Here is an 11,792-nt window from a genome sequence, read left to right on the forward strand (position 1 = left end):
ATCAGCCTTCAAATTGCTTTCATTGCGTGTCGACGACGAAGTGAGTCCGCAAACCGGCGCGAACTCAGTCGGACCTTGAAGTGTTTTGAATTACGCTTCACCTCAACTCCGACGGTCTCCTAGGCCAGTTTCGATTACGAGAAAATCTCAGGACAAGTTTATTTACCCAAGACAGGTTTGATTTACGAAGAACCAGTTCGCGGGTTGCCACATACGAGCCCCAGGCTCACCGATTCACTTTTGTTATCACCCCCTCCAATACGCGGATTGTTAGCGCATCGCACCGCTCGTATATTTGCTGAACGAAAGCAGAGACAGCACGAACAGCAGAAATACAACAACTGAAAGGCAGGCCACCTAGGCCTGTCACAGGAGTACAGCGATGAATCGAATCGATCTGGAGGGGCGTGTTGTCGCCATTACCGGCGGCGCGCGCGGCATCGGCTACGCGGTGGCCCAACGGGCGCTGAACTCTGGCGCGTCGGTTGCCCTATGGGACATCGACGCCGAACGCCTCGCGCGCAGCGAGCGCGAACTCAGTGAACTGGGCAAGGTAACGGCCGTCACGGTCGAGCTCACCCAGGAAGCCTCGGTTGTTCAGGCAGTGGCACAAACGATCGCCGCCCATGGCGCGATCGACGTGCTGATCAACTGCGCCGGCATCACCGGCGGCAACGGCACCACGTGGGAACTGGACCCCGAGGTCTGGCGCCGCGTGATCGACGTGAATCTGATCGGCCCGTATCTCACCTGCCGCGCGGTCGTGCCGCACATGCTCGAACGGGGCTACGGCCGGATCGTCAATATCGCCTCGGTGGCCGGCAAAGAGGGCAATCCGAACGCCTCGCACTACAGCGCCTCCAAAGCCGGGCTCATCGGCTTGACCAAATCCCTCGGCAAAGAGCTTGCGACGAAGAACATCCTCGTCAATGCGGTCACGCCCGCGGCGGCCAAAACGGAGATCTTCGATTCGATGTCGCAGCAGCATATCGATTACATGCTCTCGAAGATTCCAATGAACCGGTTTCTGTTGCCGGAAGAAGCGGCGTCGCTGATTCTTTGGCTCTCTTCCGAAGACTGCGCGTTCAGCACCGGCTCGGTATTCGACCTGTCGGGCGGCCGCGCCACTTATTGAGTCGTCATGCACCGCGCCAGCCAGGCGCATTGTCGGCTGCACGTTCGACGCACCAACAACGGAGCCCTTTTCATGGCTATGCCTACTATCCGGCACGTGCGTGCCTTCATCGTCCGCGGTGGCGGGGCGGATTATCACGATCAACCCGACGGACACTGGATCGACGACCACATTGCCACGCCGATGGCGCGTTATCCGGAGTACCGCCAGAGCCGCCAGTCGTTCGGTATCAATGTGCTCGGCACGCTGGTCGTCGAGATCGAAGCGAGCGACGGCACGATCGGTTTCGCGGTGACGACAGGCGGCGAGATCGGCGCGTTCATTGTCGAAAAACATCTCGCGCGCTTTCTCGAAGGCCAGTTCGTCACCGACATCGAGAAGATGTGGGATCAGATGTATTTCTCGACGCTGTACTACGGCCGCAAAGGCGTGGTGCTGAATACGATCTCGGGCGTCGATCTCGCGTTGTGGGATTTGCTCGCGAAAGTCCGCAAGGAGCCGGTGTACCAACTCTTGGGCGGCCCGGTGCGCGATGAACTCGTCTTTTATGCAACCGGCGCGCGTCCGGACCTCGCGAAGGAGATGGGTTTTATCGGCGGAAAATTGCCGTTGCAGCATGGCCCTGCGGAGGGCGAAGCGGGGCTGCGGAAGAATCTGGAGAAGCTCGCGGAGATGCGCAGCCGTGTCGGCGATGACTTCTGGCTGATGTACGACTGCTGGATGAGCCTCGACGTACCGTATGCCACGCGGCTCGCGCAGGCGGCACACGAATACGGTCTGAAATGGATCGAAGAGTGCCTGCCGCCGGACGACTACTGGGGTTACGCCGAACTGCGCCGCAACGTGCCGCGCGGCATGATGGTGTCGACCGGCGAGCATGAAGCTACGCGTTGGGGTTTTCGCATGCTGCTGGAAATGCAGTGCTGCGATCTGATTCAGCCGGATGTGGGCTGGTGCGGCGGCATTACCGAACTCATCAAGATCTCCGCGCTCGCCGACGCCCACAATGTGATGGTGGTGCCGCATGGTTCGTCGGTGTACAGCTATCACTTCGTCGTCACGCGGCACAACTCGCCATTCGCCGAGTTTCTGATGATGGCGCCGAAAGCGGATGAAGTGGTGCCGATGTTCACGCCGCTGCTGCTCGATGAACCGGTCCCCGTAAATGGACGGATGAAAGTGCCGGACACGCCGGGCTTCGGTGTGCGGCTCAATCCGGAATGCGCGCTGCTGCGGCCTTATCCGCGTTGAATGCGCTTTGAACGTGGAGTGGACTCGATTTCAACCCGCAAGACATCGTATTGATCCAGCCAACAGGAGAATGACGTGTTGCTCAAGGACAAGGTCGTGATCGTCACCGGCGGCTCGCGTGGCATCGGCCGCGCGATAGCGGTTGCGTGTGCAACCGAAGGCGCGGATGTGGCGATCAACTACTGGGGGGATAACGACGCATCGTATGGGCGCCGTTCGGCCGTCGCGGAAGTGGTCGGTGAAATCGAAGCGTTGGGGCGGCGCGTGATCGCGATCGAAGGCAATGTAGCCACGCGCGAAACCGGTCATGAACTTGTTCGCCGGACCGTCGATGCGTTCGGCAAGGTCGACGTGCTCGCGAGCAATGCCGGCATCTGCCCATTCCACGCTTTTCTCGACATGCCGCCCGAAGTATTGGAGTCGACGGTGGCAGTCAATCTGACCGGGGCGTTCTACGTCACGCAGGCCGCTGCGCAGCAGATGAAAGCGCAGGGCACGGGCGGCGCGATCGTGGCGACGAGTTCGGTCAGCGCTCTCGTAGGCGGCGGCATGCAAACGCACTACACGCCGACCAAAGCAGGTGTGCATTCGCTGATGCAGTCATGCGCGGTAGCGTTGGGGCCGTACGGCATTCGCTGCAATTCGGTGATGCCCGGCACGATCGCGACCGACCTGAACGCGGAAGATCTCGCCGACGAAGCGAAGAAAGCCTACTTCGAAAAGCGGATTCCGCTGGGCAGACTGGGCCGCCCGGAGGATGTCGCCGATTGCGTGGTGTTCCTTGCTTCCGACCGCGCGCGTTATGTAACAGGCGCCGCGCTGCTGGTGGATGGCGGCCTGTTCGTCAACTTGCAGTGATGCGCGATGGCGACGTCACGATGGTGAGTCAATTCACCGGTGTAGATACGATCGCAGGCTCCGTCACCGCGGAGGCGGATTCGTCGCGTGCGAGCTTGCGCGAGAAGCCACGCAGCAAATCGATAAAGCGCAGCGCCGGATCGGCGAGGGCTTCTTCCTTGCGCGTGAGAATGCCGAAGCCGGCCAGACTCTTGCCGATTTCGAGCGGCAGCGCGACCAGCAGCTTGCCGCGCACATGATCGCGCACGACCGACTCGGGCAGCATGGCTACGGCGTCGTAGTTTTCGAGCAATTGCAGCGTGGCGAAGATCGACGCGCACTCGGTCAGATTGACTGGCGTCGCAAGGCCCGCACGCGCGAGTTCCTCTTCGAACAGCACGCGCGCCGGACTGGTAACAGGTTGCGCCACCCACGGCCAGTCGATCAGCTCCCGCAACGTGATACGCGAGCGCTGCGCCAGCGGATGCACCGAACGCACCACGAGCAGCAAAGTCTCGCGTGCGAGCGGTTCGAAACTGAAATCGTTGTGTTGCAACGGACTGGTCAGGCGTCCAAGCGCCAGATCGATTTCGCGGCGATGCAGCAATTGCACGACCTGGTCGCTGGTTTCGCCAAGAATGCGCACGTTCAGCAAAGGGCTTTCGGTTTTCAGCGCGGCGACTGCCATGGCCAGCAGATCGGGCGCGGCGCCCATGATGGCGCCGACGGTCAACTGTCCATGCCCGCCGCGGCGTTTGACCTCGAGGTCTTCGGCGAAACGGGTCAACTCGGCGAGTGCCCGTCGCGCATACGCCAGCGTGACCACGCCGAGCGGCGTGGGTGTCATGCCGCGTGCGTTGCGTTCGAACAGCAGGAAGCCGAACGCTTCCTCGATGTCGCCGAGCATGCGGCTCGCGCTGGGTTGCGCGACGTTGATCGCCTCCGCGGCTTGATGGAGATTGCGCGCGTCGTCTAGCGCGACGAGCAGCGCGAGGTGCTTGAACTTGAGCCGATTGACGAGTGCGATGGCAGCTGAGTGTTGGCTCATGGTTCCGGTGCGATTCGGTTTGTGGATCGCCCAATCCCAACAACGGATTGAGATGCTATCGACGCAGGAATTATAGTCGTATCAGACGCTTCTACGCTTCTCAGGGAAAGCGCCCGGATACGACGGGAGACAGTCCGCAATGGAAACAATCGCTTTCCGGATGGTGCTCAACCCCGGCATGCGCGAAGAATACGAACGACGTCACGCGCAGATCTGGCCCGAGCTGGTTGATGCATTGCACAACGCCGGTGTGCATGACTATCGAATTTTCTTCGACGCGGGCTCGCACCATCTTTTCGCCATTCTGACGCGCACCACGAATCACACCATGAACGCGCTGCCGCAACTCGACGTGATGCGCAAATGGTGGGATTACATGGCCGACATCATGCAGACGGCCCCTGACCATACGCCGTTTCAGCAACCGCTCGAGCCGGTATTTCATCTGAGTTCACTTAGCTGACGTTGCTGACTTTTTGCCGACCAAAGGCGGAGGGTGTCGCATGCAGGTTGTCGATTCGCATATCCATTTGTGGGATCTGAAGACGCATCGCTATCCGTGGCTGGAAAACCCGGGCGTGTCGTTCGTGGGTGACGCGCGCGACCTGAAGCACGACTATCTGCTCGACGATTTGCTCGGCGAGGCGGGCGATATCGAGGTGCTGAAACTGGTGCACGTGGAAGCGAATCACGATCCCGCCGATCCGGTCGAGGAAACCCGCTGGTTGCAATCCATTGCGGATCGTCCGGCGTCTCGCGGCATGCCGAATGCGATTGTCGCCGCCGTGGATCTGTCCGCAGCGAACGCGCCGGAACTGCTCGAGGCGCACGCGTCGTTCGCCAATACGCGTGGCATCAGGCAGATTCTGAACGTGCACGAGAACAAGCTGTTCGATTACGTGGGCCGTCATTTCATGCGCGAGCCGCAGTGGCGCGAACATTTTGCCTTGCTGCGCCGTTACGACATGTCGTTCGATCTGCAACTGTATCCGTCGCAAATGGAAGCGGCGGCCGAGTTGGCGCGCGCGCATGGCGATACGGTTTTTGTCCTCAACCATGCGGGTATGTTCGTGGATCGCAGTAGCGTCGCCGGTTATCGCGCGTGGCGTGACGGTATGCGAATGCTCGCGGGTTGCAGGAATGTCGCGGTGAAGATCAGCGGGCTCGCCATGTTCGATCATCGGTGGACCGTCGAAAGCCTGCGGCCTTATGTGCTCGAAACGATCGATACGTTCGGCGTCGAGCGCGCGATGTTCGCGTCGAACTTTCCGGTCGATCGCTTGTTCGGCTCTTACGCGGATTTGTGGCACGCGTACGCGTCGATCGTCGGCGGCGCGAGCGTAGCTGAGAAGGAAGCGCTGTTTCGCCGTAACGCGGAGCGCTTTTACCGTATCTGACGTACCGCATCTGAAGCATTCCCGAAAGCGAAGAAGAAGGAGACACGTAGTGCAGCAATCCCCATCCGCTGTGCCCAGGCTCGAACTACGGCACGCGAGCAAATCGTTCGGCCGGGTCCGTGCGTTATCCGACGGCGATCTCGCGTTGTGGCCGGGCGAAGTGCATGCGTTGCTCGGCGAAAACGGCGCGGGCAAATCGACGCTCGTAAAAATTCTCGCGGGCGTGTATCAGCCGGATACCGGCGACTTGCGGGTCGACGGCGTGGCGCGCCGCTTCGCGACGCCTGCCGAGGCGCGCGACGCGGGTCTGGCGGTGATCTATCAGGAGCCGACGCTGTTCTTCGATCTTTCGATCGCGGAGAACATCTTCATGGGACGGCAGCCGGTCGACCGGATCGGCCGCATTCAGTACGACGCCATGCGCCGCGAGGTGGATGGCTTGCTGGCCTCGCTCGGGGTCGATCTGCGTGCGGATCGACTGGTGCGGGGTCTGTCGATTGCCGATCAGCAGGTGATCGAAATTGCGAAAGCGTTGTCGTTGAACGCGAACGTGCTGATCATGGATGAGCCGACCGCCGCCTTGTCGCTGCCCGAAGTGGAGCGGTTCTTTGCGATTGTGCGCAAGCTGCGCGAACGCGACGTGGCGATTCTGTTCATTACGCACAGGCTCGATGAAGTGTTCACGCTGACGCAACGCGTGACGATCATGCGCGACGGCGCGAAGGTATTCGACGGGCTCACCGCCGATCTCACCACCGAATCCATCGTCGCGAAGATGGTGGGCCGCGATCTGGAGACGTTCTATCCGAAAGCCGACCGGCCACCGGGCGAAGTGCGCTTGTCAGTGCGTGGACTCACGCGCGTGGGCGTTTTCAAGGACATTTCCTTCGACGTCCGCGCCGGCGAGATCGTCGCGCTGGCGGGTCTCGTCGGCGCGGGCCGCAGCGAAGTGGCGCGCGCGATCTTCGGCATCGATCCCCTCGACTCAGGCGAAATTTCGATCGGCGGCAAGCGTCTCGCCGCAGGCAGTCCGGCTGCAGCAGTGCGTGCCGGCCTCGCGCTGGTCCCGGAGGACCGTCGCCAGCAAGGGCTGGCACTGGAATTGAGCATTGCGCGCAATGCCTCGATGACGGTGCTCGGACGTCTCGTGAAGCATGGCCTGATTTCCACTCGCAGTGAAACGCAGCTGGCCAATCAGTGGGGCACGCGCTTGCGTCTCAAAGCGGGCGACCCCAATGCGCCGGTCGGCACGCTGTCCGGCGGCAATCAGCAAAAGGTTGTGCTGGGCAAGTGGCTCGCCACCCACCCGAAGGTCATCATCATCGACGAACCCACACGCGGCATCGACGTCGGCGCCAAGGCCGAGGTGTATAGCGCGCTGGCGGAACTGGTGCGAGAGGGCATGGCCGTGCTGATGATTTCGAGCGAATTGCCGGAAGTACTCGGCATGGCCGATCGTGTACTGGTCATGCACGAGGGCCGTATCAGCGCCGATATAGCGCGCGCCGAAGCCGACGAAGAGCGCATCATGGGTGCCGCACTCGGCCAGCCGATTCCACCGTTGGGGCACGCCGCATGATGCGCCATTCTTCGACCCATCCCGCGCCGGTTCAGGCGCCGGTCCCCAGGCGCTCAGGCAGCGCGCCGGGCGGTTTCATCACAGGCATCGCGAAGAGCCGCGAGACGACGCTCTTCGTCGTGCTGATTCTGTTGATTGCGGGCACGGGGCTCGCGAAACCGCAGTTTCTGAATCTGCAGAATCTGCGTGACGTGCTGCTGAATGTGTCGATCATCAGCTTGCTGACGGCCGGCATGACGGTGGTGATTCTGATGCGGCATATCGATCTGTCGGTGGGGTCGACGGTCGGCATCAGCGCCTATGCGGTCGGCAGCCTGTACGTTGCGTTTCCGCATATGCCGGTGTTCGTCGCGTTGCTGGCCGGACTCGCGATCGGTCTGGTGGCGGGCAGTATCAATGCGTTGCTCGTTGCCGTGGGGCGCGTGCCGTCGCTGGTGGCGACACTCTCCACGCTCTACATCTTTCGCGGCGCGGACTATGCGTGGGTACACGGCGGGCAGATCAACGCGACCAGTTTGCCCGATGCGTTTTCCCGTCTCGCTACCGGCACATTCTTCGGCATACCGACGCTCGCGCTAATCGCGATCGTCGTGCTCGCCGGTCTGGCTGTCTATCTGAAGCAGTTTCGCGGCGGACGCGAACACTATGCGATCGGCTCGAATCCGGAGGCGGCGCGGCTCGCCGGCGTGAACGTCGAGCGTCATGTCATGGCGGGCTTTCTGCTGTCCGGCGCAATTGCCGGTTTCGCGGGCGCGCTATGGCTCGCGCGCTTCGGCACCGTCGATGCAAGCACCGCAAAGGGCATCGAATTGCAGGTCGTTGCCGCTGCCGTGGTGGGCAGCGTCGCGATCACCGGCGGTGTGGGCACCATTCTCGGCGCCACGCTCGGCGCGCTCGTGCTGGGTGTGATCAGCATCGCGCTCGTCGTGCTGCACGTCTCTCCATTCTGGGAGCAGGCGATCCAGGGTGCGCTGATCGTCGCCGCGATTACGGCAGATACGTTGCTGGCCCGCTCCGTCGCCAAACGCATGATGAGGAAACGCGATCATGGCTAAACCCGATTCCGCGCTGCTCACGCGCAAGCGCGAAACGCCGCTGCAATGGGAAGTGTTGCTGGTCGTCGTGCTGGCTCTGTCGCTCGCGCTCGGCCGCTGGTTGTCGCCGGTGTTTCTCACCGGTGCGAATGTCAGCAACATCCTCGCCGACCTGACCGAGATCGCGTTGATGGCGCTGCCCATGACCTTGATTATCGTCGCCGCTGAAATCGATCTTTCGGTGGCATCGGTGTTGGGCGCCTCCAGTGCGCTGATGGGAGTGCTGTGGCATATGGGCTTGCCGATGCCGCTCGTGATCGTGCTGGTACTGATTGCCGGTGCGCTGGCGGGCTTGCTGAACGGCCTCGTGATCGTGAAGCTCAATCTGCCTTCGCTCGCGGTCACCATCGGCACGCTGGCGCTGTTTCGCGGCCTGGCATACGTGTTGCTCGGCGATCAGGCGGTTGCGGATTTTCCGGCGGCTTATACGGCGTTCGGCATGGATACGGTCGGCTCGACCTTCATCCCGTTGCCCTTTGCGATCGTGATCGTCGGCGCGGTGCTGTTTACCGTGCTGCTGCAGTCCACTGCGTTCGGCCGCAGCCTCTACGCAATCGGCGCCAATCCGACCGCCGCGGCTTTCTCGGGTATCGAAGTCGCAAAGATCAGGCTGCGTCTATTCGTGCTGTCCGGCGCGATGAGCGCGCTGGCAGGCGTCGTCTATACGCTGCGGTTCACCAGCGCACGGGGCGACAACGGCGAAGGTTTCGAATTGTCGGTGATCGCGGCGGTGCTGTTCGGCGGCGTGAGTATTTTCGGCGGACGCGGCTCGATGTTCGGCGTTGTGCTCTCACTGCTGATTATCGGCGTGCTGAAAAACGCGCTGACGCTCGATGATGTGTCGAGCGAAACGCTGACGATCGTCACCGGCGTTCTGCTGCTGGCATCGGTGCTGATTCCCAATCTGGTTGCCCGCTGGCGTGCGGCGCGTGACCGGCGTTTCATCGCGAAGTCCGCTTCTTCTTTATAACGGTTCTCTTAAAACCGGCTCCAGACGAAATACCCAATACCAAAGACCGACAACCCGGACAGCATGTCGTCCAACAACAAAGCAGGAGACGCCTCATGTTCAATCCTCTACATCACACCGGCAAGACTGCGATCTGCATCGCTTTAGTCGCGATAAGTTGTGCCGCGTCCGCCGCGGGCCTGAAAAGCGGTCTGAAGATTGCCTTCGTGCCGAAGCAGATCAATAACCCTTATGAAGTGATTGCCGACGACGGCGGCTTGGCCGCGATCAAGGAGTTCAACGGCGTAGGCAAGGTAGTGGGGCCGTCGGATGCGGGCGCATCGTCGCAAGTGCAATACATCAACACCTTGATCACGCAGCGGCAGGACGCGATCGTGATCGCGGCCAATGACGCGAATGCCGTTGTGCCGTATCTGAAGAAAGCGATGTCGCAAGGCATCAAGGTCGTGACCTTCGATTCGGACACGGCTCCCGAAGGCCGTCAACTCTTTGTCAATCAGGCGAACGCGGAGGGCATCGGTCGAGGCCAGATCCAGCTGGTCGCGAAGCTGATGGGCGGTGAGGGCGAGTTCGCCGTGCTGTCGGCCGCGCCTAACGCGACCAATCAGAACACGTGGATCAAGTGGATGCAGGAGGAGTTGAAAAAGCCCGAGTACGCGAAGATCAAGCTCGTGAAGATCGCGTACGGCAACGATGACGATCAGAAGTCGTTCGTCGAAACGCAAGGTTTGCTGCAGGCGTATCCGAATCTGAAGGCGATCGTCGCGCCGACTACGGTGGGCATTGCGGCGGCGGCGCGTTATATCTCGTCGTCGTCGAGCAAGGGCCGGGTGCAGGTAACCGGGCTAGGCACGCCGAACCAGATGCGTGCATTCGTGAAAAACGGGACGGTCAAGGCGTTCCAGCTGTGGGACCCGAATCAGCTTGGCTATCTGGCAGGTTATGCGGCGGCGGCGCTGGCCTCGGGGACGATTGCCGGCAAGGAAGGCGAATCGTTTGATGCCGGCAAGCTAGGCAAGCGCACGATTGGACCGCAAGGCGAAATCATTCTCGGACCGCCGACCACGTTCGATGCCGGCAATATCGATAACTTCAACTTCTAGCCAGCGAGCAGGACCGCGAGAAATTCGCAAAGCGCGTTGCCGAGTATCTGGAAGAAGGCCGGCTCCATCAGCTCTACAATCGGCTGAGACTCGCCATCGAGCCAAATTTTCTCGGCATGGTCAAAGCGAATCTCAGTGAGGAAACCCGTCGAATGATATTCGAGCAGATTAGCGAGGATCTGTTGGCGCTCAATACCCGGGAAATTGAGGCGCACCTGCAGCGACACTGATTGGCTGCCTTCGGTGGCCTATAGCAATTCACGCAGTGAATCCCGCCTTGCCACGGAGCCTAGCCTCGCTGGGCTTATGCATGACTTATGAGCTGGGTTCTGAATTCCCCGATTCCTCGATATCGCGGAACCAGATTTCCGCATGAGACCGCTCGGTCACCCAGGAGCGAGCCTGCGGGGTGTTGAACTCATGATCGACGAACCGGCGTCCCCATTCGACCCCGTCTCTCACCGCCTCTTCTTCGGTTAGCCACTCCGGTTGAACGGTCATCGGACGAATATCGACGACTGTTCGGTCGCCGTGACGCACACTGACACGTGCGATCCAGGCGCCGAGTTTGTTACGCTCAGGCCGCACGGCGATCTCGAATTCGCCATAAGAAACAGTGCGTATTGGCATCGTTTTCCCCTTTGCCGCGTTCATGATCGATATCCGCCCGCGGTGCAGCGTGCGTGCTTCTCTCCACGAGCCATCATGCCGTAACTCCAGCAGTCCGACACGCGGTTATTAAAGTCAAATGGCAAACCGGTAGGCGTATTTCGCCAATATCTGGCATCGGAGAAACCGATGTTCACATAGACATGACTTGCTCATAGACTTCGAGTACGAAGGAATCGTGAGACTCTAACTTTTCGGTTGGCGGGAGGTCGCATGGCACAAAATGAATTTTCATATCGGCGGTTTCTGATCGCCGCAACGATCTCACCTCTGCAAGGTAACCGGGGGATCGCCACAGTCGATGTCACAACCGCAGACCCGGAGCGCATCGCCGATCTCGGGACGGAACGCTTTCTCCATGTGGAGCGGTGGGTTGAGAGAAATGATCCCGCTTTCCTTCAAGTCGTTGTGGACGAGTGTAAGGTGACTATCGACCATTACGCGGACAACGTTGACGATAGTTGACGCTGCCGACTCTCGCATGAGGTGTTGCCATGCAGGAATTTGAGCTTCTTTCGAAGTTCGAGTGGGTGCGCTGCCGGGTCAAGTGCGGGCGCAAGCCCGGCGAAGCGAACACTTGAAGCGCGTGGGGTAAATAGGCTGTTGCAGGGCTGGTTGCGGCAGAATGCGGCAACCAGCCCTGCAAGACAATGCGAACAATGACGAATCAAACCCAACTCTTTGAGGCGGCCCTGGGAATCAACGCGCC

Annotated in this window: 14 protein-coding genes; 11 read left to right on the forward strand and 3 right to left on the reverse strand. The window is 60.7% G+C overall.

Annotation, left to right across the window (positions count from 1 at the left end):
- The first annotated feature begins 382 nt into the window (after positions 1 to 382).
- From GNZ13_RS05115 to GNZ13_RS05125, 3 genes are all read left to right on the forward strand, one after another.
- Positions 383 to 1,135, forward strand: coding sequence for an SDR family NAD(P)-dependent oxidoreductase (locus tag GNZ13_RS05115; protein ID WP_172161092.1), 753 nt, complete (start codon positions 383 to 385; stop codon positions 1,133 to 1,135).
- Positions 1,136 to 1,207: 72 nt separating this feature from the next.
- Positions 1,208 to 2,386, forward strand: coding sequence for an L-rhamnonate dehydratase (gene rhmD / locus GNZ13_RS05120; RefSeq protein ID WP_172161094.1), 1,179 nt, complete (start codon positions 1,208 to 1,210; stop codon positions 2,384 to 2,386).
- Between the two features lie 75 nt (positions 2,387 to 2,461).
- Positions 2,462 to 3,244: an SDR family NAD(P)-dependent oxidoreductase gene (locus GNZ13_RS05125; protein ID WP_172161096.1), complete on the forward strand. Its 783-nt coding sequence runs from the start codon at positions 2,462 to 2,464 to the stop codon at positions 3,242 to 3,244.
- A 28-nt stretch (positions 3,245 to 3,272) separates the two neighbouring features.
- Here the strand turns inward: GNZ13_RS05125 and GNZ13_RS05130 are convergent, their stop codons facing one another.
- Positions 3,273 to 4,271 carry a LysR family transcriptional regulator gene (locus GNZ13_RS05130; protein ID WP_172161098.1) on the reverse strand — a complete coding sequence of 333 codons (999 nt, stop codon included), beginning with the start codon at positions 4,269 to 4,271 and terminating at the stop codon, positions 3,273 to 3,275.
- Between the two features lie 139 nt (positions 4,272 to 4,410).
- On the opposite strand from GNZ13_RS05130, the gene rhaM reads away from it, so the two are divergent.
- From rhaM to GNZ13_RS05165, 7 genes are all read left to right on the forward strand, one after another.
- Entirely contained in the window at positions 4,411 to 4,734 is a 324-nt protein-coding gene (gene rhaM, locus GNZ13_RS05135; protein WP_172161100.1) for an L-rhamnose mutarotase, read from the forward strand.
- A 40-nt stretch (positions 4,735 to 4,774) separates the two neighbouring features.
- Entirely contained in the window at positions 4,775 to 5,668 is an 894-nt protein-coding gene (locus GNZ13_RS05140; protein ID WP_172161102.1) for an amidohydrolase family protein, read from the forward strand.
- Positions 5,669 to 5,717: 49 nt separating this feature from the next.
- A complete protein-coding gene (locus tag GNZ13_RS05145) occupies positions 5,718 to 7,247 on the forward strand; it encodes a sugar ABC transporter ATP-binding protein (RefSeq protein ID WP_172161104.1) in 1,530 nt (509 codons plus the stop codon).
- A complete protein-coding gene (locus GNZ13_RS05150) occupies positions 7,244 to 8,302 on the forward strand; it encodes an ABC transporter permease (protein ID WP_172161106.1) in 1,059 nt (352 codons plus the stop codon). Before GNZ13_RS05145 ends, GNZ13_RS05150 begins: the two co-directional genes overlap by 4 nt.
- On the forward strand, positions 8,295 to 9,311 hold the full coding sequence (locus tag GNZ13_RS05155; RefSeq protein ID WP_172161108.1) for an ABC transporter permease: 1,017 nt from the start codon (positions 8,295 to 8,297) through the stop codon (positions 9,309 to 9,311). The genes GNZ13_RS05150 and GNZ13_RS05155 overlap by 8 nt, the downstream gene beginning before the upstream one ends.
- A 95-nt stretch (positions 9,312 to 9,406) precedes the next feature.
- Positions 9,407 to 10,414 (forward strand): rhamnose ABC transporter substrate-binding protein, encoded by a 1,008-nt coding sequence (gene rhaS, locus GNZ13_RS05160; protein WP_172161110.1) that lies wholly within the window; start codon positions 9,407 to 9,409, stop codon positions 10,412 to 10,414.
- Between the two features lie 47 nt (positions 10,415 to 10,461).
- Positions 10,462 to 10,644: a host attachment protein gene (locus GNZ13_RS05165; protein ID WP_172161114.1), complete on the forward strand. Its 183-nt coding sequence runs from the start codon at positions 10,462 to 10,464 to the stop codon at positions 10,642 to 10,644.
- A gap of 85 nt (positions 10,645 to 10,729) precedes the next feature.
- Here GNZ13_RS05165 and GNZ13_RS05170 read toward each other — a convergent pair whose 3' ends face one another.
- Positions 10,730 to 11,068: a DUF6566 family protein gene (locus GNZ13_RS05170; RefSeq protein WP_236001816.1), complete on the reverse strand. Its 339-nt coding sequence runs from the start codon at positions 11,066 to 11,068 to the stop codon at positions 10,730 to 10,732.
- A gap of 228 nt (positions 11,069 to 11,296) precedes the next feature.
- On the opposite strand from GNZ13_RS05170, the gene GNZ13_RS05175 reads away from it, so the two are divergent.
- Entirely contained in the window at positions 11,297 to 11,548 is a 252-nt protein-coding gene (locus GNZ13_RS05175; RefSeq protein WP_172161112.1) for a hypothetical protein, read from the forward strand.
- Here the strand turns inward: GNZ13_RS05175 and GNZ13_RS51480 are convergent.
- A partial coding sequence (locus GNZ13_RS51480) for a hypothetical protein (RefSeq protein ID WP_216674716.1) occupies positions 11,521 to 11,792 on the reverse strand: 272 nt, incomplete at its 5' end. The two genes, GNZ13_RS05175 and GNZ13_RS51480, sit on opposite strands and share 28 nt — an antisense overlap.

The organism is Paraburkholderia elongata (genome assembly GCF_013177735.1).
GTDB classification, from domain to species: domain Bacteria; phylum Pseudomonadota; class Gammaproteobacteria; order Burkholderiales; family Burkholderiaceae; genus Paraburkholderia; species Paraburkholderia elongata.

What these genes read in the sequence shown, in the direction of transcription:
- rhaM (WP_172161100.1), top strand. Translation starts at nt 4,411, where the DNA reads ATGGAAACAATCGCTTTCCGGATGGTGCTCAACCCCGGCATGCGCGAA.
- GNZ13_RS05140 (WP_172161102.1), top strand. Translation starts at nt 4,775, where the DNA reads ATGCAGGTTGTCGATTCGCATATCCATTTGTGGGATCTGAAGACGCAT.
- GNZ13_RS05150 (WP_172161106.1), top strand. Translation starts at nt 7,244, where the DNA reads ATGATGCGCCATTCTTCGACCCATCCCGCGCCGGTTCAGGCGCCGGTC.
- GNZ13_RS05155 (WP_172161108.1), top strand. Translation starts at nt 8,295, where the DNA reads ATGGCTAAACCCGATTCCGCGCTGCTCACGCGCAAGCGCGAAACGCCG.
- GNZ13_RS05170 (WP_236001816.1), bottom strand. Translation starts at nt 11,068, where the DNA reads ATGAACGCGGCAAAGGGGAAAACGATGCCAATACGCACTGTTTCTTAT.
- rhaS (WP_172161110.1), top strand. Translation starts at nt 9,407, where the DNA reads ATGTTCAATCCTCTACATCACACCGGCAAGACTGCGATCTGCATCGCT.
- rhmD (WP_172161094.1), top strand. Translation starts at nt 1,208, where the DNA reads ATGGCTATGCCTACTATCCGGCACGTGCGTGCCTTCATCGTCCGCGGT.
- GNZ13_RS05130 (WP_172161098.1), bottom strand. Translation starts at nt 4,271, where the DNA reads ATGAGCCAACACTCAGCTGCCATCGCACTCGTCAATCGGCTCAAGTTC.
- GNZ13_RS05115 (WP_172161092.1), top strand. Translation starts at nt 383, where the DNA reads ATGAATCGAATCGATCTGGAGGGGCGTGTTGTCGCCATTACCGGCGGC.
- GNZ13_RS05175 (WP_172161112.1), top strand. Translation starts at nt 11,297, where the DNA reads ATGGCACAAAATGAATTTTCATATCGGCGGTTTCTGATCGCCGCAACG.